Annotated in this window: 22 protein-coding genes, 2 tRNA genes and 1 riboswitch; of the genes, 16 read left to right on the plus strand and 8 right to left on the minus strand. The window is 34.3% G+C overall.

The genetic code is table 11. From position 1 onward, the window contains the following. Positions 1-44: 44 nt before the first annotated feature. The 4 genes from K412_RS21975 to K412_RS0117000 all read left to right on the plus strand — a co-directional run bounded on the left by K412_RS21975 (position 45) and on the right by K412_RS0117000 (position 3,441). Complete coding sequence (locus K412_RS21975) at positions 45-1,052, plus strand: helix-turn-helix domain-containing protein (protein WP_422784881.1); 1,008 nt, start codon at positions 45-47, stop codon at positions 1,050-1,052. Next, a protein-coding gene (locus tag K412_RS0116990; RefSeq protein WP_278244529.1) for an IS3 family transposase occupies positions 968-2,112 on the plus strand; the annotation gives its coding sequence in 2 pieces (ribosomal slippage) (positions 968-1,232 and positions 1,232-2,112; 1,146 coding nt in all). Before K412_RS21975 ends, K412_RS0116990 begins: the two co-directional genes overlap by 85 nt. A 65-nt stretch (positions 2,113-2,177) precedes the next feature. Then, complete coding sequence (locus K412_RS0116995; protein WP_024834190.1) at positions 2,178-2,651, plus strand: hypothetical protein; 474 nt, start codon at positions 2,178-2,180, stop codon at positions 2,649-2,651. Between the two features lie 445 nt (positions 2,652-3,096). Next, positions 3,097-3,441, plus strand: a complete 345-nt coding sequence (locus tag K412_RS0117000; RefSeq protein ID WP_024834191.1) for a DUF5412 family protein — start codon at positions 3,097-3,099, stop codon at positions 3,439-3,441. 220 nt (positions 3,442-3,661) lie between these two features. Here the strand turns inward: K412_RS0117000 and K412_RS0117005 are convergent, their stop codons facing one another. Both K412_RS0117005 and K412_RS21495 read right to left on the minus strand, forming a co-directional pair. Next, on the minus strand, positions 3,662-4,888 hold the full coding sequence (locus K412_RS0117005) for an IS256 family transposase (protein ID WP_024832113.1): 1,227 nt from the start codon (positions 4,886-4,888) through the stop codon (positions 3,662-3,664). A gap of 92 nt (positions 4,889-4,980) precedes the next feature. Further along, complete coding sequence (locus K412_RS21495) at positions 4,981-5,832, minus strand: polymorphic toxin type 44 domain-containing protein (RefSeq protein ID WP_024834192.1); 852 nt, start codon at positions 5,830-5,832, stop codon at positions 4,981-4,983. A 525-nt stretch (positions 5,833-6,357) separates the two neighbouring features. Here K412_RS21495 and K412_RS21500 point away from each other — a divergent pair. Both K412_RS21500 and K412_RS0117020 read left to right on the plus strand, forming a co-directional pair. Next, a complete protein-coding gene (locus K412_RS21500; RefSeq protein ID WP_024834193.1) occupies positions 6,358-8,058 on the plus strand; it encodes an eCIS core domain-containing protein in 1,701 nt (566 codons plus the stop codon). A gap of 14 nt (positions 8,059-8,072) precedes the next feature. Next, complete coding sequence (locus tag K412_RS0117020) at positions 8,073-8,912, plus strand: hypothetical protein (RefSeq protein WP_024834194.1); 840 nt, start codon at positions 8,073-8,075, stop codon at positions 8,910-8,912. Between the two features lie 357 nt (positions 8,913-9,269). On the opposite strand, the gene K412_RS0117025 is transcribed toward K412_RS0117020, so the two are convergent. Both K412_RS0117025 and K412_RS0117030 read right to left on the minus strand, forming a co-directional pair. Further along, the gene (locus K412_RS0117025; RefSeq protein WP_024833290.1) at positions 9,270-10,487 is read right to left on the minus strand and encodes an IS256 family transposase; all 1,218 of its coding nucleotides are present in this window, start codon (positions 10,485-10,487) and stop codon (positions 9,270-9,272) included. Positions 10,488-10,637: 150 nt separating this feature from the next. Then, complete coding sequence (locus tag K412_RS0117030; RefSeq protein ID WP_024834195.1) at positions 10,638-12,065, minus strand: alanine/glycine:cation symporter family protein; 1,428 nt, start codon at positions 12,063-12,065, stop codon at positions 10,638-10,640. A gap of 83 nt (positions 12,066-12,148) precedes the next feature. Further along, positions 12,149-12,245, minus strand: a riboswitch (glycine riboswitch). A gap of 195 nt (positions 12,246-12,440) precedes the next feature. On the opposite strand from K412_RS0117030, the gene crcB reads away from it, so the two are divergent. Continuing rightward, positions 12,441-12,821 carry a fluoride efflux transporter CrcB gene (gene crcB, locus K412_RS0117040; protein ID WP_024834196.1) on the plus strand — a complete coding sequence of 127 codons (381 nt, stop codon included), beginning with the start codon at positions 12,441-12,443 and terminating at the stop codon, positions 12,819-12,821. Between the two features lie 6 nt (positions 12,822-12,827). Here crcB and K412_RS0117045 read toward each other — a convergent pair whose 3' ends face one another. Beyond that, on the minus strand, positions 12,828-13,562 hold the full coding sequence (locus K412_RS0117045; protein WP_024834197.1) for an NAD-dependent protein deacylase: 735 nt from the start codon (positions 13,560-13,562) through the stop codon (positions 12,828-12,830). Between the two features lie 163 nt (positions 13,563-13,725). Here K412_RS0117045 and K412_RS0117050 point away from each other — a divergent pair, with 163 nt between their 5' ends. After that, positions 13,726-14,478 carry an AAA family ATPase gene (locus K412_RS0117050; protein ID WP_034848274.1) on the plus strand — a complete coding sequence of 251 codons (753 nt, stop codon included), beginning with the start codon at positions 13,726-13,728 and terminating at the stop codon, positions 14,476-14,478. An 11-nt stretch (positions 14,479-14,489) separates the two neighbouring features. Here the strand turns inward: K412_RS0117050 and K412_RS0117055 are convergent, their stop codons facing one another. Continuing rightward, on the minus strand, positions 14,490-14,969 hold the full coding sequence (locus tag K412_RS0117055; RefSeq protein ID WP_024834199.1) for an acyl-CoA thioesterase: 480 nt from the start codon (positions 14,967-14,969) through the stop codon (positions 14,490-14,492). Between the two features lie 255 nt (positions 14,970-15,224). On the opposite strand from K412_RS0117055, the gene rbr reads away from it, so the two are divergent. The 6 genes from rbr (at position 15,225) to K412_RS22395 (ending at position 17,880) form a co-directional block, all read left to right on the plus strand. After that, on the plus strand, positions 15,225-15,764 hold the full coding sequence (gene rbr / locus K412_RS0117060) for a rubrerythrin (protein WP_024834200.1): 540 nt from the start codon (positions 15,225-15,227) through the stop codon (positions 15,762-15,764). Positions 15,765-15,848: 84 nt separating this feature from the next. Next, positions 15,849-16,250, plus strand: coding sequence for a hypothetical protein (locus K412_RS0117065; RefSeq protein ID WP_024834201.1), 402 nt, complete (start codon positions 15,849-15,851; stop codon positions 16,248-16,250). A 124-nt stretch (positions 16,251-16,374) separates the two neighbouring features. After that, the gene (locus tag K412_RS0117070; RefSeq protein WP_024834202.1) at positions 16,375-16,995 is read left to right on the plus strand and encodes a cyclase family protein; all 621 of its coding nucleotides are present in this window, start codon (positions 16,375-16,377) and stop codon (positions 16,993-16,995) included. 33 nt (positions 16,996-17,028) lie between these two features. Continuing rightward, positions 17,029-17,277, plus strand: coding sequence for a GIY-YIG nuclease family protein (locus K412_RS0117075; RefSeq protein WP_024834203.1), 249 nt, complete (start codon positions 17,029-17,031; stop codon positions 17,275-17,277). A gap of 192 nt (positions 17,278-17,469) precedes the next feature. After that, positions 17,470-17,604, plus strand: a complete 135-nt coding sequence (locus K412_RS22960; RefSeq protein WP_278244556.1) for a hypothetical protein — start codon at positions 17,470-17,472, stop codon at positions 17,602-17,604. An 87-nt stretch (positions 17,605-17,691) separates the two neighbouring features. Beyond that, on the plus strand, positions 17,692-17,880 hold the full coding sequence (locus tag K412_RS22395) for a hypothetical protein (RefSeq protein WP_157833848.1): 189 nt from the start codon (positions 17,692-17,694) through the stop codon (positions 17,878-17,880). Between the two features lie 134 nt (positions 17,881-18,014). On the opposite strand, the gene K412_RS0117090 is transcribed toward K412_RS22395, so the two are convergent. Beyond that, positions 18,015-18,090: transfer RNA gene (locus K412_RS0117090), tRNA-Lys, on the minus strand. A gap of 913 nt (positions 18,091-19,003) precedes the next feature. Between K412_RS0117090 and K412_RS22835 the strand changes: the two genes are divergently transcribed. Together K412_RS22835 and K412_RS0117095 are read left to right on the plus strand one after the other, a co-directional pair. After that, entirely contained in the window at positions 19,004-19,189 is a 186-nt protein-coding gene (locus tag K412_RS22835; RefSeq protein WP_242835734.1) for a glycoside hydrolase family 11 protein, read from the plus strand. Positions 19,190-19,630: 441 nt separating this feature from the next. Next, positions 19,631-20,494 (plus strand): formylglycine-generating enzyme family protein, encoded by an 864-nt coding sequence (locus K412_RS0117095; protein WP_024834204.1) that lies wholly within the window; start codon positions 19,631-19,633, stop codon positions 20,492-20,494. A gap of 317 nt (positions 20,495-20,811) precedes the next feature. On the opposite strand, the gene K412_RS0117100 is transcribed toward K412_RS0117095, so the two are convergent. After that, a tRNA-Lys gene (locus tag K412_RS0117100) sits at positions 20,812-20,887 on the minus strand. Positions 20,888-21,034 lie beyond the last annotated feature (147 nt).

The following is a 21,034-nucleotide window of genomic DNA, read 5'->3' on the forward strand; positions in this document are numbered from 1 at the left end:
TGATTTAGTGGAATTTACTCTTCATTGTGGAATTAAAATTTACAGTGGAATTTAACTTTTCAATTAACGCAAAATTAATAAAAGGTAACCAACGACATTTGTCCCTTGATGATCGAATTTACATTGAAAAAGCTTTGGAAAAATCTATTGCATTTAAAGACATTGCTTTATTTCTTTCCAAAGACCCTACAACAATTTCCAAGGAGGTTAAAAAACATCGTGTAGTAAAAACTAGAAATACGATATATATTCCTAATAATTGTATGTCAAGACAGGGATGTACTCTTACCGATATCTGTATTCCTTGTACTTCCCACAAATTCCATAGCAGATGTGCTAGCTGCTCTAACTGTAATAAATATTGTCCCAAATACGTACCTAATAACTGTTCTAAGCTTCTACGTGCACCCTTTGTTTGTAATGGATGTGATAAAAAGAATATTTGTCGAATGGACAAATACTATTATAGGGCCACTACTGCCCATAGTAAGTATAGAACAATTCTTTCCACATCCCGGGAAGGTATTAATTTAAGCGAAGACTCTCTCTCAGAACTTGATTCTTTAGTATCTCCACTCATTAAACAAGGACAACCTATCTCACACATTTTTCTAAGCAACTCGGATGTTATACCCTGTGGTAGAAGAACTCTTTATAATTACATTAATAACAATATCCTTACCGTCAGAAATATAGATTTACCTAGGAAAGTTAAATATAAGCCGAGGAAACGACATACTAACATAACCAAAGATCACAGCTGGAGAGAGGGTAGAAAATACTCTGATTTTCTTTCATTCTTGGGTGAACATCCTGATACCTCTGTTGTAGAAATGGACACTGTTGAGGGTACTAAAGGCGGGAAAGTTCTATTGACCATGCTTTTCCGAAATTCAAGATTCATGACCTTAATCCAGTTTGATGGACACAAGGAATCCCTATATAATAAAAACATGGAGGGATTCAAATGGCTGAGAGAAAAAAGTTTGATAAAGCATTCAAGGAACAGACCGTTGAAAAAATATTGGCAGGTGAAACAACAGCAAGCTTAATGGCAAAAGAAATTGGAGTGCACTACTCAACAGTAAGAGACTGGTTAATCGCTTATGAAAAGGATGGTTCAAGTGCCTTTCCAGGCAGTGGTAACCTTAAGCCTGACGATGATGAAATAAGAAAATTACGCAGGGAATTAGCTAACCTTAAAGAGGAAAATGAAATATTAAAAAAAGCCGCGGCCTATTTTGCGAAAAATCAGAAATAAACAAGTTTAATTTTATCTATAAACACCGCTTCATATTTCGGATTGCAAAGATGTGTCAGGCCCTTCAAGTATCAAGAAGCGGTTATTATGCATATTTTTCACGTAGCGAAAGTAATCGGAGCAAGTCAAATAGAGAGCTCCTTGAAACTATTAAAGAAATCCATAAAAAGAGTCATGGAATTTATGGTGCTCCTCAGATAACAAAGAATCTTCCGGAAAATCAGAAAGCCAGTAAAGGCCGTGTTGCAAGGTTAATGAAGGCAAACGGTATACGTTCCAAAGTGTCAAAGAAATATAAAGCGACTACGTACTCAAATCATAGTCTTCCTGTGGCAGATAACATTCTTAATAGAGAATTTACTGCCAGTAGACCTAACCAGAAGTGGGTATCAGATATTACGTATATTCCTACAAAAGAAGGTTGGCTTTATCTTGCTGGTGTAATGGACCTCTATGGACGTAGGCTTGTAGGATGGGCTATGGCGAACCATATGAGAACGGAGTTGGTATCTGCTGCTCTGAATCAAGCAATTGGAAGAACCGGTGCTAAAGAAGGATTAATAATTCATTCTGACCGGGGAATTCAATACGCCAGTAATGACTATCAAAATCTGCTAAAAAGATATGGATTTGTATGCAGTATGAGCAGAAAGGGCAATTGTTATGATAATGCCCCTATGGAATCTTTTTGGGGCAAACTTAAAATGGAATGGCTAAATGATTATAATTTTGAGACCAGAGCTGAGGCTAAAAAGGCTGTTTTTGAATACATAGAACTGTTTTATAACCGTAAAAGGACTCATTCAGCAAATGGATATATTCCCCCATTCGTGCTGAAGGAAATATCATAGATATTGTAAGAATTAATGAGATAAATAGTGATTCTTGCTGTCTATTTTATTGAGGCAAGGTCATCATGCTTGCTTTTTTACTCCCCTCTAAAACACAGGAAGCTGTTCTTGATATCCTTAACCGTTTAGAGGAAGCCATAAGTACTAAGGGATTTCAAAAGACCTTTCCAGTTTTTATGACCGATAATGGTCCTGAATTTACTAATCCTATCCTTCTTGAAACAGGTTTAAAATTCTTTACTAGGACAAGAATTTTCTACTGTGACCCAAATGCCTCTTATCAGAAAGGGGCACTTGAAAAGAACCATGAATTTATACGGTATATTGTTCCGAAAGGACACACTTTTGATAACTTTACTCAAGATGATATAACTTTCATGATTAATCATATCAACAGTACAGCTAGAGCTAGCTTAAATGGCCGAACCCCATTTGAGCTAGCCTCTCTGCTGCTTGATAAATGTGTGTTTGAGGTATTAGGGCTTCAAGAAATCAAAGCAAACGAAGTCATACTCAAACCTTATCTGTTAAAGAAATAATTAAAATTCTAATGTAAAATGCAGGCAAGCAAAACATAACATTTAGTCTCAATGACAAGTGGAATTTAGTCTTTCAACACATGATCCAGTTGTCTAATTAGCCTGCGATTTTTTACTTACTTAACAGTATTATTCTCCCTAACATAGAATAATTATATAACATTATTGAACAAAACAAAATGCACAAGCCTCTAAAAATGGAGTTTTCTTGTGCATTTACATCTAGATTTTTTTGGAATTTACTTTTTCACTTAACGATTTTATTATTTTTAAATATCTTAAAACCCCAAAATCAAAAGCTGAAAAATAAAACCAACAAGATAAACAAAAAAACTATAATTCACAAATATGTAAATAGTTGTAATTACTAATAACTGCTTATATAATTAATACAAATGAACTTTATTAGTTTCGAAATATGTTAAAAGCTTGGGGGAAGAAAATATTGAAAAAGAAGTTTTTAGTTATTGTAATTATTGCGTTGTTATCGTATTTAATCTATTGGTCATTTTTTGATATGGGTAGATTGCCCAAGGATAGACTAATATCCGAAGTAGAGTCACCTTCTGGGGAGTACAGTATAAAGGTATACATATCAGAATCATCCCTTTCTGCACCAGCTGTTTTAGGTGAATTGAATTATAAAAAAATAAAAAAGAAACCAAAGAATATTTACTGGGATTATAAGAAAGAAACCGCTGATATTAAATGGATTGATAATGTTACTGTTATAATAAATGGTCATAAGCTAAATATACTTCATGATACTTATGATTGGAGAAATAAGTAGTTCAAATGATTATTGTGGAAATAAAAAGAGATACCACTTAAATACATGATATCTCTTTTAATGAGTGTGTGAAATAATCTCTGTAAATAGCTTTCTATGATAATTTTATTAGAGTTGTGAAGGCCAGATGCTGGCTTTCATAACTTGTCTACAATATAATAGTAAATTAATGGCATGTCAATAGCACCCTTCCAAAAGGGTGTTTTTGATTGTCCTGATTTTATTGCTGAAGCCTGCCCTCATACATGATGGACAACTCACCGTAGACTTTACCCCAGTTACGGAGAGTCATAGTCCACTTCTTGGTTGCCTCAAAGGTTGCTAGATATAGGGCCTTTAAGAGGGCTGTGTCACTTGGAAATACGCTTCTTTGACGATTCAGACGACGATATGTGCTGTTCAGGCTTTCTATAGCATTGGTTGTGTAGATTACCTTGCGAACATCCGTAGAAAACTTGAAAATCGGGCTTAGGATATCCCAGTTCGTAGACCAACTCTTCATGGCGTTAGGATAACGGTCCTGCCACTTGTCCGTAATTTGCATCATACGCTCATATCCGGTCTCCTCTGTAGGGGCATGGTAGATTGTCTTCAGGTCATTAGCAAACTCCTTCTTATCTTTGTCTGCAACATATTTTAGTGTGTTTCTTACCTGATGGACTATGCAGCGTTGATACTCTGTTTCCGGAAAAGCTACAGCAATGGATTCCTTGATGCCACTCAGGCCATCTGCACAAAGTATAAGAATATCCTTGACTCCACGGTTCTTCAGTTCATTTAGGACACTAAGCCAATATTTACTGCTTTCATTTTGGCCTATCTGAATGCTTAACACTTCCTTTTGGCCTTCTTCATTGATTCCAAGAATGATGTATGCAGCCAGCTTCTTGATGACATTGTTGTCCCTAACAGAAAAGTGCACAGCATCTATGAATACAATTGGGTAAACGCTGGATAGTGGACGTTGTTGCCATTCCTCAATTTCTGGAAGCAGTTTGTTTGTGATATCGGATACCATGCCTTCACTAACTTCAAATCCGTAGATTTCTTCGATCTGGTCAGAGATCTGGCGAGTTGTCAAACCTCTTGCATACATAGCAATGATCTTTTGGTCAATGCTTGAGATATCCTTTTGACGCTTCTTCACGATTTGTGGCTCAAAGGAACATTCTCGATCTTGTGGAACGTCAATTTCCATCTTACCATATGTACTTTGTATTGATTTGGATTTTTTTCCGTTCCTGTAATTGGTGTTATTGGAACGTTCGTATGGCTCATAGCCTAAATGCTGATCCATCTCGGCTTCCAACATGCTCTGAATGGTACCCCCTAACAAGTCTTTAAGTGCTTCCTGGATGTCTTCTGCAGTCTTGATGTCATACTCTTGAAGTAGGGATGCAATAATGTTCTTTTTTCCTTCGCTCATCGAATTCTTTCTTCTTGCCATAAAAAATAGCCTCCTATGATAATATGATTTTATCATAGAAAGCTGATTTTACAGACTTTTCTTCACAGGCTCCTTTTAATTCTATTTATAGCTTAAATGTCGCCTGCTTTGTATACACGAATACCTTCCTCTATCCAGGTTTGATCCATAGGGTCATCAAAATATGAATCCCAAAAACTTATATCCGATGTTCCAGAAATTATTTGTACAAGTCCTGCAGCAGATAGTAAAACAGTATCTGGAAATACTGTAGCACCAGTATAACCGTAATGGAAATTACCAATTATTTCACCTGAATAATAAAATGTATATCCTTCATATGTAACTTTATATAAAGTTGAATAACCTAAAGTAGCTTTAAAGTCCCACTCTCCGCCTGATTTAACTTTCGATGTAAAAAATATTCCTGTTGACATATAAGCATATGCACTTGCACTTATAATGTTATTATTATACATAATTAAACCTAATTTATAATTAGTACTATACGTAGAAGACATTAACTTTGCATTCTTGATACAAGTTCCTCTCAAATCAAAACTTGAAACAGCTTGAGTTACATAACCTCCTGAGAGTTTTTGATTTTCAGCTTTAGTTGTTGTTATTATTTTATAATTTTTATCTATTGCATGTAACTCCTTTAGGTTTTCTAAATATTGTTTGATTTCTTGACTCCTTTTATTATCTTTATCCTTTGAAATTTCAAGAGCTTTATCAAGGATATTGTTTATTTTTTCTGGAGTATATTCTTTAGCCAACTCCTGCATGCTTACATCGTTAAAAAATATTTTTGATGCTGTTTCAAGAGTACTTAAGTCATAATCTGAATACTTTTCATAAAGTACCGATACATTGGTTTCTTTAGCACCTGAATCCGCAAAGCTGAAAAAACACATACTTACAAACAAAGTACATACTAGCATTAATGATACAATTTTTTTCATACTGATACCTCACTTTTTTTATTTTTGATAATAAGATACCATATATATCCATATATTACAATAATTACTTAATTGTATTATAACTATTTTTAAGTACATGTTCAGTTATTAATGTAAACTAAAATGAAAAAGTAAATTCCGGCTGTGCAAGAGTAACGTCCAGTTTGCAAGATTAAATTCCAGTGTTCTTTGGAGGTGGAATTTAGTCTTGCACAAAAAATACCAAGTGCTTATTTAGCATGCTTATAAATAGATTTCTTACTGCAAATAAGACTGTTATATACATAAATTTTACAATTGTTAACCCGGAAAAATTGAATTTAGTCCTACACAACTCTTGGTTTAAGTCACACTGGAATTTACTTTTTCATTTAACCCCTTCTTTTCTCCAGCTTTTTGGGTAATTCCAGAAGTATTTATTTATTGGTTTGAAATTAATCTATCTATAAAAAAAATTGGGATTAGATGTAAAACAGCCTCTAAAATTTACTTATTTATAAAGGATGAATCTTAGGGGGAAAGCAAATGCAGACCAAAATGTTACTAAAAAAGCCGGAGACAACTATAAGCAGAGCAAAAAATACTGTGAGTAATACCCAAAATAGCAAGTCTACTCCAATTAAAAAGAATGTAAGAACTACGGATTATAAGAAATTGTTGCAGATAATGATTAATGATCCTGATAGCATAACAAGAAATGAATTCATGATTATACAATCTGCAATAGGATACCGTCAAACAGTAGCAATAAGAGAGGAGGCAAAACTACGCAAAAAGCAGAGTAAGCTAGATCAAAGCAATGTTGCCATGAATCTAACTCCGTTAAATAAATCAGACTCTGAAATTAAGAAGAATTCGGATGGCAAAAAAGAAACTAAAGAAATAATCCGTAATGATGTAAAAAAACCATTGCAAATGAAGAAGAATGACGGAGATGCTACTGATTCGAGCTTAGGTATACCAAAAAATTTGAGAGCAGGACTTGAAAAACTATCAGGTATTGATTTATCAGATGTAAAAGTGCATCGAAACTCTGATAAGCCACAGCGGGTTGGAGCTCTAGCCTATACACAGGGAAACGATATTCATATTGCAACAGGACAGGAAAAGTATCTACCCCACGAAGGATGGCATGTAGTACAACAGAAGCAGGGTAGAGTGAAACCAACTTTACAGTTGAAGTCCGGTGATAAGATAAATGATGAAGGAAGATTAGAAAAAGAAGCAGATGTTATGGGAAGCAAAGCTGCTAAAGAAAGTAGTTCGATGAACGGCACTGTGCAGTTTAAAGAATCCTTTAATGTTAAGCAGGAAAATAAAGTTATACAGAGAAATAGTAAAAAAGAAAACAATCAAACAGATGACATATTAGACGGAATTCAAACTGTTATAGATGTTATAGGCTTTGTGCCTGGCGTTGGTGATATAGCAGACGGAGTTAATGTAGGAATAAGTATAGTACGTAAAGATTGGTTGGGTGCAGTATTATCGGGAATTGCTCTGATACCTGTTGTTGGTTCTGCAATGGCAGTACCAATGAAAACTATAAGTAAGGTCGGGAGCAAAATTGGAGATATTTCAAAAACAGTTAAAAATGCAATAAAGCAATTGGTAAAATTATTAGGCGGGGCAAAAAATGTTACGTCTAAACTTAACAGATATCTGGACAATCTGAAAGGACTGCTTCGCAAGCTTCCTAATTTAATGGAAAAAGTCGCAAATTCAAGGGCTGTAAAGTGGTTGGCTGGCAAAAAGATAGTTAAAAGTATTCTTGCATTTGCTAAGAAAATTCAAAGCGGCGTTGAAACAGTTTGCAGAAAAGCAGATGAGGTTTTTTCAAATGTAAAGAAAGCTATTACTAAGGGAACAAATAATGCTATTAAGGGCGGACTAGATGTATTTGGTAATCTTAGTAAAGCAGCGGAGTATGGACTGGATTCTTATAGTGCATTGCATAAAAAGCTTAAGGGTACTGGGTTAGAAGCACATCACATAATTGAAAAAAGACTAGCTAAAGCATTAGGAATTTCAAGTACGAATTCAATGCTTAGCGTTGCTGTTAATAAGACTGAACATCAAGTCTTTACTAATGCTTGGAGAGCAATAATTCCATATGGAACTGATTACAGCAAATTATCTAAAGATCAGATATGGCAAGCAGCTCAAAAGGTGTATAAAAACTTTCCAGCGTTACTTGAAGCAGCAAAAAAGACTATTTTTAAGTAAGGAGATAATAGAATATGAAGATAAGGCATAGGATTGCATATGACAAAGACACGATTAGTGAAGAATTTATTAATTTTTTACGTGCTAAAAATTCAAAATTTGAAGATACAAATAGTTTTATTGGGGTAGCTTATATATTCGAAGATGATGAATGGATAGATGAGCTGTATAGTTATTATCAAAAGGAAAAAATTACGCCGATAATTGATGCTATATACACAAAAGAAGAGTATGAGAAAGCTCAATGGTATAGTATTCTATCTAAATTTAGATTTGAGTATCCTCAGCCTGAAGATGATTCTGCTTATAAAGGGATAACCTATAACAATTCTAAGTTTTGCAGTAGTTGTGGCTGTGGATTAGTTCAGAAAGATAGTTTTAGAATTGTGAAAGCTCCTAAATGGGGAAAACGTCACTTTTTGATGCTTAACTGGGTCGAGGATGAGCTTTTCATTAGTTCTTTTGCTAAAGATCTTCTTGTGCGTAACAGCATCTCTGGTTTAAGGTTTTTAGATGTCATAAACCATAAAAAAAATATTCCTTTTGATGATATATATCAAATTTACATTGAAAATGAATTAGAACCTGGTCTGTTGGAGTTGAAGCAATCAGTTAAAGAAGTGCGAAATTGCAGCATTTGTGGAAAAGCAAAATATATATACTCAGGAAAAGGGTTAACATTTCGAAAAGAAATTTTTAGCAATATTAATTCAGATATTGTTCGGACACATGAATCTTTTGGAGATGGACATATTTGTGCAAGAAAGATTATTATTTCCAAGAAGCTCTATCAATTAATTAAAAATAGCAACTTAGGCAAAGATTTGGATTTTGAGCCTATTGTTCTTGCATAGAGACACTGTAAATAATTTTGCGTAAAAAACATAGAAAATACTCCTTAATGGCTACGAAATTAAGTATTAACCACTAAGGAGTACTTTTTTATTAAAAATGGGACTGTAAATAATTTTGTGTATGAAGCCTTTCAAACTCAATGATGGCTAAGTATTTCCAAAGTATTAACTCTCAAAAATTTAATACTATATTTCAAATTATTGCCAGATTATTCTATTTTTATGCATTATTTAGATTAAATCTGGCAATAATTATTTAATAATGGTATTTCTATGCTTATACCTGTATTTTGAAGGTCTAGCCCGTCCGGCAATGAGGACGAGCCCTTCAGGGCGGTGGGGGCTTTGCTCTATGTTTTAAATATAGTTATCCAGTCTCCCATCGTACATAATCATTAATTGACTCATGACCTGATCCCAATTCCGGTATCGTTGAGTCCATTTTTTTATTACATTCATTGATGCCAAATAAAGCATCTTTTCAAGAGAAGTATCAGAAGGAAAAACGGATTTTGTCTTAGTAACTTTTCTGAACTGCCGATGCAATCCTTCAATTATATTGGTTGTATATATTATTTTTCTTATCTGCTCTGGGAACTTGTAATATGGTGATAAAACTTCCCAATTGTTTTCCCAACTTTTAAATGCATATGGATAATCCTTGCCCCATTTGTTTTTCAGGTCTTCAAACCGGTTTAATGCTATTTCTTCACTGGGGCTTGTGTAGACAGTTTTAAAATCCTTTGAAAAAGCCTTCAAATCCTTATATGAAACATATTTAAATGAGTTTCTTAGTTGATGAATTATACACCTTTGAATTTCTGACTTTGGAAAAGCAGCTGCAATAGCTTCTTTGAGCCCTGTAAGTCCGTCCACACAGAATATGAGTACATCTTCTATACCTCTGTTTTTAAGGTCATTTAACACACCTAACCAGAACTTGGAGGATTCGTTCTCTCCAATCCATATTCCAAGGATATCTTTCTTACCTGAAATATCTACACCCATAACAACATAAGCAGCTCTATTTACTATTTGTCCATCAGTTCTTACCTTGTAATGGATAGCATCCATAAATACAAAAGGATAGATAGCCTCAAGGGGCCTACCTTGCCATTCTTTTATTTCAGGAAGGATTCTTTCAGTTATTTTACTAACCATTTCAGCAGAAATATCTATTCCATAAAGCTCTTTAACCTGATCGTGAATATCTCTGGTAGACATGCCTCGGGCATAAAGAGAAATCACCTTATCCTCAATTCCTGATACATCCCTTTTGTACTTGGGAACTATTTTAGGCTCAAACTCACCTTTTCTGTCCCTTGGAATATCAATCTGTACAGGGCCGAATTCACTCTTTAGTTTTTTTGTTGAGTAACCGTTTCTACTGTTGTCGGTAATTTTATGTCTTGACTCATCTCGGGAATACCCAAGAGAAACATCCATTTCGGCTTCAAGCATTTCCTGAAGAACATCTTTAAATGCCTCCTTTAAAAAGGAGATTATTTCTCCGGGATTTTTAAAATCATTCTCCGCAATTATTTCCTGTACTAACTCTTTTGATAATACGCTCATAAAAAATACTCCTTTCTGGTTAATACTTAAATTCTTAACCAGAAAAGAGTATTTCCTATGTTTCATACACAAAATTATTTACAGCGTCGTACTTTTTTATTAAAAATTCTTGTTATGTCAAGAAAACTCTTAGTATAAGCAAGCAAAAATTTAACTAAGCTTTCTTTCCTTTATCTTTGCAAAATATTTTTTAGTTTCCGCTGCAACGACACCATTTAATGCAATCAGTGCAATCAGATTTGGAAAGGCCATCAAACCGTTGAAAATATCTGATATATTCCAAACAACCTCTATTGCCATAAATGGGCCTGCAAAAACAGCCAGAATATACAGCCAGCGGAAAACTTTAACTGCCTTCATATTGCCGTTTGTCAAATATTCCATACAACGTTCACTGTAATAGTTCCAGCCGATAATTGTTGTAAATGCAAAGAACACCAGGCTTATCATCAAAATAAAGGAACCCAGAGACGGTGCAAAATAGAAACCATTTTTAAATGCGTTTTGTGTTACAGAGGCACCTTTAAGACCTATGTTCCATGAACCTGTGGCTATAATACAGAGACCTGTCATTGTACAGACAATAATTGTATCAATAAAAGTACCAGTCATTGATACAAGACCCTGACGTACGGGTTCATGTGTTTTAGCAGCAGCCGCAGCAATTGGGGCGCTTCCTAAACCAGATTCGTTGGAAAAAATACCACGGGCAATACCCATTCTCATGGAGTTGAGCATTGAACTTACACCAACACCTATTGCTCCGCCACCTGCAGCTTTGAGCCCGAATGCGCCTTGGAAAACTTGAACAAAGGCATCGGGAATGGCCTTTATGTTGACAAAAACAACTATGAGTGTAGCAATAACATAAAAAATTGCCATAAAAGGAACTATAAATTCCGATACCTTTGCTATCCTTTTAATGCCACCGATAATAACCAATCCTACACACAAAGTAACAATAACAGCAGTTAATACTATTGTCCAAGAATAACTTTTTCCCAGAATAGATATTGTATGTAGATTTTCCGGATCAAAATAATTATGTACTGCATCTGAAATACCATTAATTTGCACAAAAGTTCCTATACCCATGAGCCCGGCAGCAACACCGAAAAATGAGAAAGCCTTTGCAAGCCAGCCCCATTTCTTACCCATACCGTTTCGTATGTAGTAGAATGGACCTCCTAAAACGTGTCCGTTTTCGTCAATTGTACGGTACTTTATAGCCAGAAGTCCTTCGGTATATTTTGTAGCCATACCGAAAAACGCTGCAATCCACATCCAGAATAAAGCACCGGGTCCGCCTGCAACGATTGCAGTTGCAACACCTACGATATTTCCTGTACCGATTGTGGCAGAAAGAGCTGTACAAAGTGCGCCAAAACTGGATACCTCACCTTTTCCGCCTTCTTCATTTTTTACCATATACTTTAGTGCACGGGGAAGATGCCTAACTTGCAGCAAACCGGTTCTTACTGTGAGTAAAATTCCAACTAGAAGTACTAAGATGATTAATGGCAATCCCCAAACAATACCATCAAACCAAGAAATGAAACTACTGATTTTTTCTAACATTTTTAACCTATCCCTTCTTGAAATTTTTGAAAAACAAAAAAGCCAAAACGAATGTTTTGGCTCTCCAAGAGAAAGACGTTAAGCTATAAAGCTCTGTCCTTTTGCCTGAGAGACCAGCAATGGAAAACCACTGCCTTGCACCTTCGGCGCCCATACATGGGACTCTCCAGAGAGCTGTTTATGCATAAAAAGTCGAATTTATGTATAAATACGCATAAATAATTTATCATATCTTTGAAAATAGTGCAATTATGTAATTGCAAAAATTATGTGGAGACTTTAAACAATCAATTGATATAGAATTTGAGTATAAACATAACATGTTATATAATAATAAAAAATCATATTGTAACATCTTAAGAAGGGGATTTTTTAATGAACATATTAGCTGTTGGACTTGGCGGATTCATTGGGGCGGCGTCAAGATATTATATATCAACTTTAGTAAACAAGGTTAACATAAGTAGTTTCCCTGTTGCTACACTAATTATTAACGTAATCGGTTCGTTTTTGATTGGATTATTAACACAGTTGCTAATGGGCTTGTGCCCTGAAAATAAAAAACTTCAGTTGTTTTTAACTACTGGCATTTTAGGTGGATTTACAACATTCTCAACCTTTAGTCTAGAAACAGTTAACATTTTTCAGGAGGGAAAAGTAGTCTTTGGTGTTGCAAACATTATATTTAGCATAGCATTTTGCCTTACGGGAGTTGTATTAGGCAAAATGCTTGCTAAAGCAATTGTGAGTATATAATTTTTGTTATAAAATTGATTTTACAGCAGTTTCAAGTACTTTTCCCACGGAATCATTTATTACAAGGTCTGCTCTGGAATCATAGGGAGTGGGGCTTTTATTAATAAGAATGAGTTTTTCGCCTCTAAAGTAATTAATAAGTCCTGCAGCAGGATATACAACCAGTGATGTACCTCCAATTATAAGAACGTCAGCATTTCTTATTGCATTTACGGCCCCGTTTACAACCTCATCGTTTAGAGGTTCTTCATACAAAACAACATCAGGCTTTACAATGCTGTTGCATTTCATGCAATGTGGAGTTCCTATTGCATTTACTATATAATCTAAATCATAGAAGGTTCTGCATTTGGTACAATAATTTCTATGTACCGAGCCATGCAATTCATAAACCTTTTTACTGCCTGCCAGTTGGTGAAGACCATCTATATTCTGTGTTACAACAGCCTTAAGTTTCTGGGATTCCTCGAGTTTTGCGAGAGCTATATGTCCTGCATTTGGTTTAGCATCTTGGCATATCATTTTTGATTTATAATATTTGTAAAACTCATCGGTATGTGAAACAAAGAAACTGTGTGAAAGCATTGTTTCGGGTGAGTATTGTGAGCCGTCAGCCGTCCTGTAAAGACCATTTTCAGAACGGAAATCAGGTATGCCGGATTCCGTACTCATTCCTGCTCCTCCGAAAAATACAATTTTGTCAGCATTTTTTAAGATATCAGTCATTAGTTCAATATTCATAAAAAACATCTCCGTCTTTAAATATATAATTATTATTACATATTTTCCAAGATAATCAAAGGCTAATAAGTAAAAAAAAGAACAAATGTTCTTGATTTAATAAAGAAAAATGTATATAATGGAAATTGATGAGGCCTTGGACATATTTTATGGAGGATGAAAGATGTCAAACCTGTTTAATGATTTATATATTAGGGAAATTAAGCTAAGGAAAGGCGTTTCATTAGATGAAAGTTATGTTTTCTCTCTCCCGGTTATCAGAAAACTTGGAACTTTAGCTATAAATAAGAAGGTAACTTTTTTTGTGGGTGAAAACGGTACCGGAAAATCAACTTTGCTTGAGGCTATTGCTGTAAACTTAGGATTTAATCCTGAGGGTGGTTCAAGGAACTTTAATTTTTCTTCAGTAGAAACTCATTCTACTTTATATAAAAATCTTATAGTTGCAAAGGGTGTAAAGAGGCCAAAGGATGGGTTTTTCCTAAGAGCGGAGAGCTTTTATAATGTTGCAAGTGAGGTTGACAGACTTGATAAGGCTGCACTAAACCCATTCATACACACATATGGAGGGAAATCCCTACACAGTCAGTCACATGGAGAAAGTTTCATGTCACTGGTATTGAATAGGTTTAGAGGAGACAGCCTGTTTGTACTTGATGAACCTGAGGCTGCATTGTCCCCAACAAGGCAGATGACATTGCTGGTTCGTATAAATGAGCTTGTTAAGCAAAACTGTCAGTTTATTATAGCTACACATTCACCTCTTCTGTTAGCTTATCCCGACGCAGACATTTTCACATTAAATGAAGATGGGATAAAGCTGACTAAATATGAGGAAATGGAGCATTATATTGTAACCAGACAATTTCTAAATAATCCTCAAAAAATGATTAGGTATTTATTTGATTCAGATTAATATATATTTTCTCAAAACTCTTCACGGCGTCTTTTCTTTCTCAATTCACAGCGTTTTTTAGCGGCTTCCCATTCTACTTTTTCTTCTTCTGTTTCTAGTATTATTCCAGGGACTGGAACAGGGCGGTCATTTTTATCCAATGCAACAAGAACAAGATATGCTCTGTTTATCATACGACGAATTCCGTTGAGTTCTTCAACAAAGGTATCTACTCGTACTTCCATTGATGTGTTTCCTATATAAGTAATCTGTCCAAGAAGGAAGATAGTACTATTTACGTAGGCAGGTGCTTTAAACTGTAAATTGTCTATAGATGCTGTAGTAACGTTACAGCCGGAATGTCTCCTGGCAACGACGGCTGCAACAACATCAATCCATTCCATAAGCTTGCCGCCGAAGAGACGGTTAAAACCATTTATATGTTCAGGCATTAATATTTGAATTTGCTCAGTTCTAGAATCAGATACTTTTTTTCTAATTGATTTTTCCATGGTAATCAACCTCCTATGCTAAATTTATTTATACTATATCTATTACTTAATATTAAACAATGTCTTTTGATTAACATTATATCTTATACACGCAAACATAGTATTGGCATAATTCATTAAAATTACCTCTGTGTGATATAATTTATCATGAGTTTTTTTGCAAAAATATTTGTTTATATTTATGAAAAATGTGGTATAACATTATTAAATCTATTATTATTTATAATTTCTAATTTAAACAGGAGGTAAATTCAATTGAGTAATTTAAAAGGAACTAAGACAGAAGCAAATCTTATGGCTGCATTTGCAGGTGAATCACAAGCAAGAAATAAGTATACATACTATGCATCAAAAGCAAAAAAAGAAGGATACGAGCAAATAGCTGCATTATTTACTGAAACAGCAAATAATGAAAAAGAACACGCTAAAATATGGTTTAAGCTTTTGCACGATGGAATAGGAGATACTGCTTCTAATCTTAAGGATGCTGCAAACGGTGAGCACTATGAATGGACTGATATGTATGCACAATTTGCAAAAGAGGCTAAAGAAGAAGGTTTTGACAAGATAGCATATCTTTTTGAAGCTGTAGGAAAAATTGAAAAAGAACATGAAGAGAGATATTTAGCTCTTCTGAAGAACGTTGAAGGTAATGCAGTATTTATAAAGGGTGAAAAAGTAGTTTGGCAGTGTGCAAACTGCGGACACATTCATGTGGGAGAAAAAGCTCCTGAAGTATGTCCTGTATGTGACCATCCTAAAGCATATTTCCAAATGCTTGCAAAGAATTATTAATTAGCATTAATTACTACCTTGAGCAATTAATATTAAAATAATAATGGCGAAAAATAAGTAATAAATACATTGGGGTGATTTCATTTGAAACGTATTTTAGCTTATTTAATTGCCATTACATTATTAATGCCGGGCTATATTAATAACAAGGCTTTAGAGAGCCGAAGCATAGATGTAGCAAATAGGCAAGACGACTTACAAGCCCAGACTGGCGGAGGAATAGAAATTGTTGCAAGAAGGCCGTATGTCAGACGCGGAGAAATAGGATTACTTGCAATCAAGGTTGCACCTGGCTCAAATTGTAAAATTGTTGCATCCTATAAAATAAACGGAAGAGATTATTCTTCTGTGAGAAATTTAGTTGCAGGTAAGGACGGAAATCTTTTATGTACATGGAAGGTGGACGAAAAAACGGATACCGGGACATATAGAATCCAGATTTACTGCGGCGCAAGCAGGCTTGTAACGAATTACAGTGTTCAGTAAGTCAAGAAAGAAGGCTTCATTTAGCTGTTTTAAATCGGCTATGAAGCCTTTTATAATTAAGTTTTTCATAAGTTCAAAAAAACTGTATAATAATATAGACTATAAAAATATTAGGAATTAGAATATGAAACTGATAGATTTATCTCGTGAAATAATTAACAATATGCCTGTTTATCCTGGTGATAATTCTGTAAGATTATGCCATAGTCAGAAATTTTCCGAAGATCATTATAATAATCATTGGCTTGAAACAGGAATGCACGTTGGAACTCATGTTGATGGGGTTATGCACATGACTGATGTTTGTGAATATATATGTGACTATTCTTTGGAAAATTTTTATGGCCCTGCATGTGTAATACATACATGTGGTAAAAGTGTTTTAGAAGCAGAAAACAGCCATTTGGATATTTTAAGAGATAAGAGGATATTGCTGATAAATACCGGAATGGATAAATTCTATGGAGAGGAAACCTATTATAATAATCACCCAGTACTAGGCCTGTCATTTTGCGAAATGCTGGTGAAGCATGGAATAAAATTAGTGGGAATGGATGCTCCTTCACCTGACAGATTTCCTTTTGAAATACACAAATACTTGCTGAGTAACGGTATTTTGATATTAGAAAATTTAACTAACCTAGACAAAATTCCCGGAGATTCTGATTTTGAATTAATGGCATTTCCTTTAAAAATAAGGGCTGATTCCTGTATGGTTAGGGCTGTTGCAAAAATACTTGCATAATAATTGAATATTTACATATCCGAGGTGTTTTTAATGTATTACGTTTATATTTTGCAATGTGCTGACAATACACTTTACACAGGTTATACAGATGATTTGCAAAAGAGAATTAAAATTCATAACCAGGGGAAGGGGGCAAAGTATACCAGGGCAAGACTCCCGGTAACACTTGTGTATTACGAAGAGGCTGAAACCAAATCAATGGCTTTATCCAGGGAATACGGCATTAAAAAAATGACCAGAAAGCAAAAAGAAGTATTAATTTCAGCCCAAATGGATTAAACAAAAATTTTTCAGACAGCAGTTGATAAAGGTAGCCATCTAATCGCTGAATATGAAGTTACCAACCGCAATAATAATCAAGGATTACTTAAAGAATAAGCCCAAAATGCAAAGGAAAGTCTTGAAATCGAAACAGTTGAGGTAGTAGCCGATAAAGGCTATGAAAGCCGTGAGGATATTTTAAACTGTGTAATGAACGGAATAGTTCCAAACGTTGCTTTAAAATATGATAAGCATGAAAGACTTTATACAATTGACTATGAAGAAGCGGAAATAACAGAAGAAATAAGGAATTCAAGCAAACCGGAGGACATACAAAATGTATAGCTGCAGAAGTGCTGCCATCCTGTTATGAAAATACAGCAATAGAAGTAGAACTACAAGAACAATCTGCCTTAAGTTGTTTTACATTAAATGATAATAGAGCGAATGTGCCTGTCAGAACATCCTTTTGGAACTGTTAAATGGTATCACGGAGCATACTATCTGTTATGTAAAGGTAAAGAGAAAGCATCAGCAGAGCTGGGGCTTAGTTTCCTTGCCTATAACATAAGGAGAGCGATAAATATGGTAGGAGTTAAGAAGTTAATTGCAGCAATATAGTAAGGTATTTCGTACCTTTTCTCTTTAAAATACAAAAAGGACATTAATTTTGAATTTTCACTTCAAAATAGTGTCCTTTTTTTGTTTATATAACGCTGAAAAGCCTGATGAAATCAGGCTTTTCAGACAAATTGTGGTGCGCCATCAGGGATTCGAACCCGGGACACCCTGATTAAGAGTCAGGTGCTCTACCAACTGAGCTAATGGCGCATATTTAATACTTGAGGGCTTGCCCTGCCGAACACTTTTATATTATAAGAGCAATAATTCATAATGTCAACAACAAAATACTTATTTATCTGAAAAGCGTAGAATTCCAATATTTCAATTATAATAACAATATTTTACACATATACCACAATATTTTACAATAAATATTTACAAAAAGGGATAAAAATGATATTATGATTTTAAAGAAAAGTGTTCACATTATTTTTACTTAATATAGGTTGGAGAGATTTTGTTACTCAATAATTGTTTTTATGAATTTACTATATATGACAATTTGTTTAACAAAATAGCAAAAAAATACAACTAAAATATTTACAAAATTGTACAAATATGATAATATGATTTTGTAGAGTTATTACGTTAATTAGGGGGTGAGTAGCTTTTTAGGTTCTCATATACTCTACAGTTTATTTTATCTAGAAGTTGTTACGTATTCACTAATTGCTATATTTATTTTCAACAATTATTACAATATTCTATTAAACATATTTATTTGTTCTCAAATACGCTAAACTACATTCTATATCTTACATCTTATTTTATTGTTATTAATTTTGGAGTTTTTAATAAACTTCTTTTTTAGTGATTTCGTGATGGCTTATTTTTCTTCAAATTTTTGATTTAAAACTTCACAAAGCAAGGCCGAAAGATGGTATTCAACTAGTATGTAGGTATGTATAATTAAGAAAGTTTTGGGATTACTTTTGAATTTTCAACGAGTGTTACAAGCATATTTGCAAGAAATATGTATACAGAACTGATTATTGCAAAACTGGGACTATGGTGTCGGAACAGTAAATATAGCTAATGGATTTGGCAGAAACTATAGCACTAATTGGTATAATTGCGGAAACTTCGTTGTTATTAATGATGGAACTATATAACTGCAAATATTGTATGTAACTACAATGCAGGTGCATTCTCAACTTCAGGTAATGGTTATTTATGCTTATGCAGATGGATTAGAAGTTCAATTGTAGAATATTATGCTGCTGATTCATGGGGTACATATAGAGCTACATATACATACAAGGTTATACAAGGTTATGTAACAAGAGACGTGGTATATACGATATAATATACAACCGAAAAGATGAAATGCACCTTCCATAACAGTACTCAGAATTTTACTTAGTTTTTTTAGCGTTAGACAGTCAAAGATACCTCATATTAACTTTGTCAATTTTGTTAATGCTGGCGGAGCAAATAAATGGATTTTAGAAGCAGTTGGTCTATCAAGCATTATACGTAGAAGAATATCAAAGCAGCGAAAACGCTAACGTAACAGTTTGGCAAAAGTTCATTTGACCACTAAAGAATTTTATCATTGGGTAGATAGGGTTTGCAGATTATACAGTCTACTGCCTTATGTATCATAATAAGTACTTACCTACATACTAATTGAATATTATCTTTCAAAATAGTAAAATATAACAGGATCTATGGTTCCTAAAAAAAAGGACTGAATTTATAGGATTTTATGATCTATAATTTTTATCAGTTAAAGGAGACAAGAGAAATGAAAAAACTTTTAATCTTTCTTTTAATTACAATGATGGTTACTGTTAGTGCATGTTCTCAGGATAATTCCAGCGCGCAAGGAGATAAGAAAGAAGGGTCTGATAATTTTGTACTAGTCAAAGGAGGATATTCAAAGAATAAGAAGTCAAACCTCTATGACAAAAAATTAAGGATTTCTGATTTTTACATTGGTAAATACGAAGTAACTCAGAAAGAATGGAATGAGATAATGGACAGCAATCCGTCTCAGTACAAAGGTGATAATTTACCGGTAGAAATGGTGAGCTGGTATGAATGCGTTGAATATTGCAATAAAAGAAGCATTAAAGAAGGGTTAGAACCATATTACAACATAGACAAAGAAAAAAAAGACCCCAATAATTCTAGCGAAATAGATGATATGAAATGGACAGTGACTATCAATTCAGATGCTAACGGTTACAGATTGCCTACAGAAGTTGAGTGGGAATATGCTGCAAGCGGAGGTCAAAAGAGTAAAAACTATACATACAGCGGAAGCGATAATGTAGATGATGTAGCATGGTACTGGATAAACTCAGGTGATAAAAAACTAGATGGAGAATGGCGTTGGGAAAAGGTTCAAAGTAATAAGGGCCAAACCAAACCTGTTGGTTCAAAGAAACCAAACGAGCTAGGACTTTACGACATGTCAGGTAATGTCAGGGAATGGTGTTGGAACTGGTATGGAGAAGCATTGGATAGTAAAAGTGGTGCTGTCAGGGTTTGGAGAGGCGGATGCTGGCTTAGCGATGACAGTGCTTGTAAATTTTCATACAGAGGTAATTTCGATGCAAATGGTAAGGGAGCCGACCAAGGTTTTCGTTTATGCCGTAACAAATAATCAGAAAAGAAATAGGGAGCCGAATAGGCTCTCTTTTATTTTATGCTTTAAAAATTTGGAGAAAAGAAAAACCGTCTGAAAACCAGTGAAAACCAATCTCAATTATTCCCGAATGTATAGAAGATTACAGCCGACATACATCTCAATCCATTTAATCACACCATTGATCGTAAAGATTATATCAAAAAGAAGGTAGTTCTGAGAATAATAAAATACACAAAGGACATTAATTTTGAATTTTCACTTCAAAATAGTGTCCTTTTTTTGTTTATAAAACGCTGAAAAGCCTGATAAAATCAGGCTTTTCAGTCAAATTGTGGTGCGCCATCAGGGATTCGAACCCGGGACACCCTGATTAAGAGTCAGGTGCTCTACCAACTGAGCTAATGGCGCATATTAAATTAAGGACTTGCCGTCCGAACACTTTTACATTATAAGAGCAGTTATTATTATTGTCAACACTTAATTTTGAAAAATATTATGAAAAATATAATTATGCATATTTTAATACATATTTTACTCACTAATATTTATGCATTA

The sequence above is a fragment of the Ruminiclostridium josui JCM 17888 genome, assembly GCF_000526495.1.
GTDB classification, from domain to species: Bacteria; Bacillota; Clostridia; order Acetivibrionales; family DSM-1351; genus Ruminiclostridium; species Ruminiclostridium josui.